This window comes from Kitasatospora sp. NPDC059327, assembly GCF_042752535.1.
Classification (GTDB): domain Bacteria; phylum Actinomycetota; class Actinomycetes; order Streptomycetales; family Streptomycetaceae; genus Kitasatospora.
The window spans coordinates 12,113-14,996 of record NZ_JBHYYB010000151.1 but is presented as its reverse complement, the minus strand read 5'-3'; the positions used below and the strand labels follow the sequence as shown (position 1 = coordinate 14,996).

The 2,884-nt window shown below is 70.8% G+C and carries 2 protein-coding genes; both read left to right on the top strand.

Going from position 1 to position 2,884, the window contains the following annotated elements:
- Positions 1 to 357 (top strand): Sec-independent protein translocase subunit TatA (gene tatA, locus ACFXHB_RS41695; RefSeq protein ID WP_380581910.1); only part of this gene is annotated, 357 nt, incomplete at its 5' end.
- A 169-nt stretch (positions 358 to 526) separates the two neighbouring features.
- Positions 527 to 2,782: an alkaline phosphatase D family protein gene (locus ACFXHB_RS41690; protein WP_380581908.1), complete on the top strand. Its 2,256-nt coding sequence runs from the start codon at positions 527 to 529 to the stop codon at positions 2,780 to 2,782.
- The last annotated feature ends 102 nt before the right edge of the window (positions 2,783 to 2,884 follow it).

Here is a 2,884-nt window from a genome sequence, read left to right as displayed (position 1 = left end):
ACCCCACCCCCCGGTCCGATACTCAAGGAGACGATGCCCATGCTCCGCAACGGCCTGGAACCCTGGCACCTCATCGTCGTACTCGCCGTCATCGTGCTGCTGTTCGGCTCCAAGAAGCTCCCCGAGGCCGCCCGCGGGCTCGGCAAGTCCCTGCGCATCCTCAAGGCCGAGACGCGGGCCCTGCAGGAGGACGCCCCGCCCGACACCCCCGCCGAAGCCGCCCAGGCCGCCCAGACCGCGCCGACCGCCCCGGAGACCGCCGTCCCGGCGGTCATCCCCGCGGCCATCCCCGCGCCCAGGACCGAGACGCCCCCCACCGGCCGCACCACACCCACCACCCACCCCCACACCCCCTGAACAGGCCGTTCCCGGACGGACCTGACGGAAAGACCGCTCCCGGCGCAGGGCTCTCCGCCCCGTCCTCGGTGGCGGTCCTTTCCTGCGCTCACCCCACCCCCGCTCCACCACGCCCCGGAGAGGGCGTGGTTCGACGGAATCGGTCGACACCCCTACACAGGAGAAGACAATGGACGATTCTTCCCGCACGCTGTCCGATCGCATCAGCGCCGAGATCAGCCGCCGCCGTGCGGTGCAGCTGCTGGGCGTCGGCGCGGCGGCGGTCGCCGCCGGCGGCGCCATGACCGGCACCGCCGCGGCGGCGGTGGACCCGCTCCCCTCGTCGGGGCTGGTCGCGGCGGTGCTGGAGTTCGCCGACCGGTGGACGAACGCGGTCGGGCTGCGCAAGCTGCTGGAGCACGCCGGCTTCACCGTGATCGATCTGGACCCGACCAAGGCGGCGACGGCCCAGGCCCGGCCCGTGGACCTGATCGCCTTCGGCAGTTTCACCAACGACGGCCCCGACCACTACAACGCCTTCGTGAGGACGCACGGCGAGTCGCTGCGGACGTTCGTCAGAGCCGGCGGGGTGGTCCTCGACCTCGCCAAGTCCGACACCCCCGGCACTGGCGTCTCCTACCTGCCGATCTGGAAGTGGGACTTCAACTCGACCGCGATGTTCGCGGTGCGCACCGACGCCGACTTCAACACCGTCTACCCGGTGGCCACCACCCATCCGCTGGTGTCCGTGCTGCCGAAGGACGCCTCCGGACAGGTGTTCACCGGCCGCGCCGCCGGCATCTCCGTCAGCTGGGAGTCGATCGGCGCCTGGCGCGAGATGAACGTGCTCCTGGCCTGCGTGCCGGGAACGGGGGCCTTCCCGGCGGCCCTGCTGGAGGGCAAGGACAAGACCGCCGCACCGGACGGCAAGTCCTCCACGCCGGGCAAGGGCAGGTATCTGATCTCCAGCCTCACCATCGACAAGTGTTACGACGCGGCCGGGGCACCGATCCAGCCTCCGGCCGCCATCGACGACAGCCGCAGGTTCTTCAACGCCCTGACCGGGTACGTGCAGAAGGCGAAGGCCGGCACCGCGCCCGGCCTGGGCCAGACCCCCTCGCTCCAGGCCGGCCCGCTCGTCGGCCACGTGAGCGACAGCACCGCCCGGCTCTGGGCCCGGCCGGGCCTGGACCCGGGCGCCTACCGCACCTGGAAGTGCGAGGTGTTGGCCAACAAGGTCGTGGTGAAGACCGTCACCGCGGACATCTCGACCGCCAACGACAACACCCTCCTGATGGACGTGTCCGGCCTGCAGGCGAACACGGAGTACGAGTTCGTCATCAGCTCGACGACGGCCAACGCCCCCACCGTCCCGATGAAGGGGAAGTTCAGGACCTCACCGGCGCCGGGCACGGCGGCCAGGGTCGCTCTGGGCGTGGGCTCCTGCGCGCACATCGTGCCGAACCACCTGTGGACACGGGTCATGACCGAGGGCTGCGAAGGCTTCGTCATGCTCGGGGACACCCCGTACGCCGACGTCGACCTCGGCCTCACGGGCACCAACGGTGACCTGGACCGGGCACGCAGGCAGCACCGGGACTTCCTGGCCGTGCCCGAGATCGCGAACATGGTTCGGTTGATGCCGGTCTGGGGCACGTGGGACGACCACGATTTCGGCCACAACACCCTGGGCGACACCAACCCCAAGAGGTTCGACTATCGCCGGGCGTTCGTCGACTACCGCGCCAACGCGACCTTCGGCCACGCCACCGGCGGCAGCCGGGCGCTGACCGACCGGGGCTCCGGCGAGGGCGTCTACACCTCCTTCCGGCGCGGCCCGATCGAGATGTTCCTCATCGACCCGCGGTGGTTCTCCAACACGACCGCGAGAGCCTGCATGGGGGACGTCCAGTTCCGGTGGCTGCGCACCGCCCTGAGTGCCAGCACCGCCACGTTCAAGGTCCTGGCCTCGGGCATGACCTGGTACGACAAGGCCGGCAGCGAGACGGACGACTGGAGCACCTACCAGAACGAGAAGCTCCAGCTCCTCGACTTCATCAAGACCGAGAGGATCTCCGGCTGCGTCCTGGTCAGCGGGGACATCCACGTCTCCCGCGCGGTGAAGAACTTCGACGCCACCCCCACCGACCCGACCCCGGCCGGCTACGACATGTGGGAGTACGTCGTCAGCCCCGTGCACGACTGGACGATCGGCAGCACGTACGACGTGACCACCTCCACGGCCACCGGGCTCCCGCCGGGCACGAGGTGGACCCCGCACCCGGCGGACCCCGTGAAGTGGAGCAAGGACGCGCCGTACACCTTCCTCAAGCTGGAGGCCGACACCACCGTGACCCCGGCCACCCTCACCGCCAAGTGGATCAACCGGGACGGCGCGGTGCTGCACACCCAGACCCGCACCATCACCGAGCTCACCCGGCCCTGACACCCCGGTCGGCGCGGCCCCCCCCCCGCCCCCCCCCCCCCCACCGGGGACACCGACAATGCAGCGGGCCCCGCAGGTCACCCCCCGAGGGGGGGCTGTTAA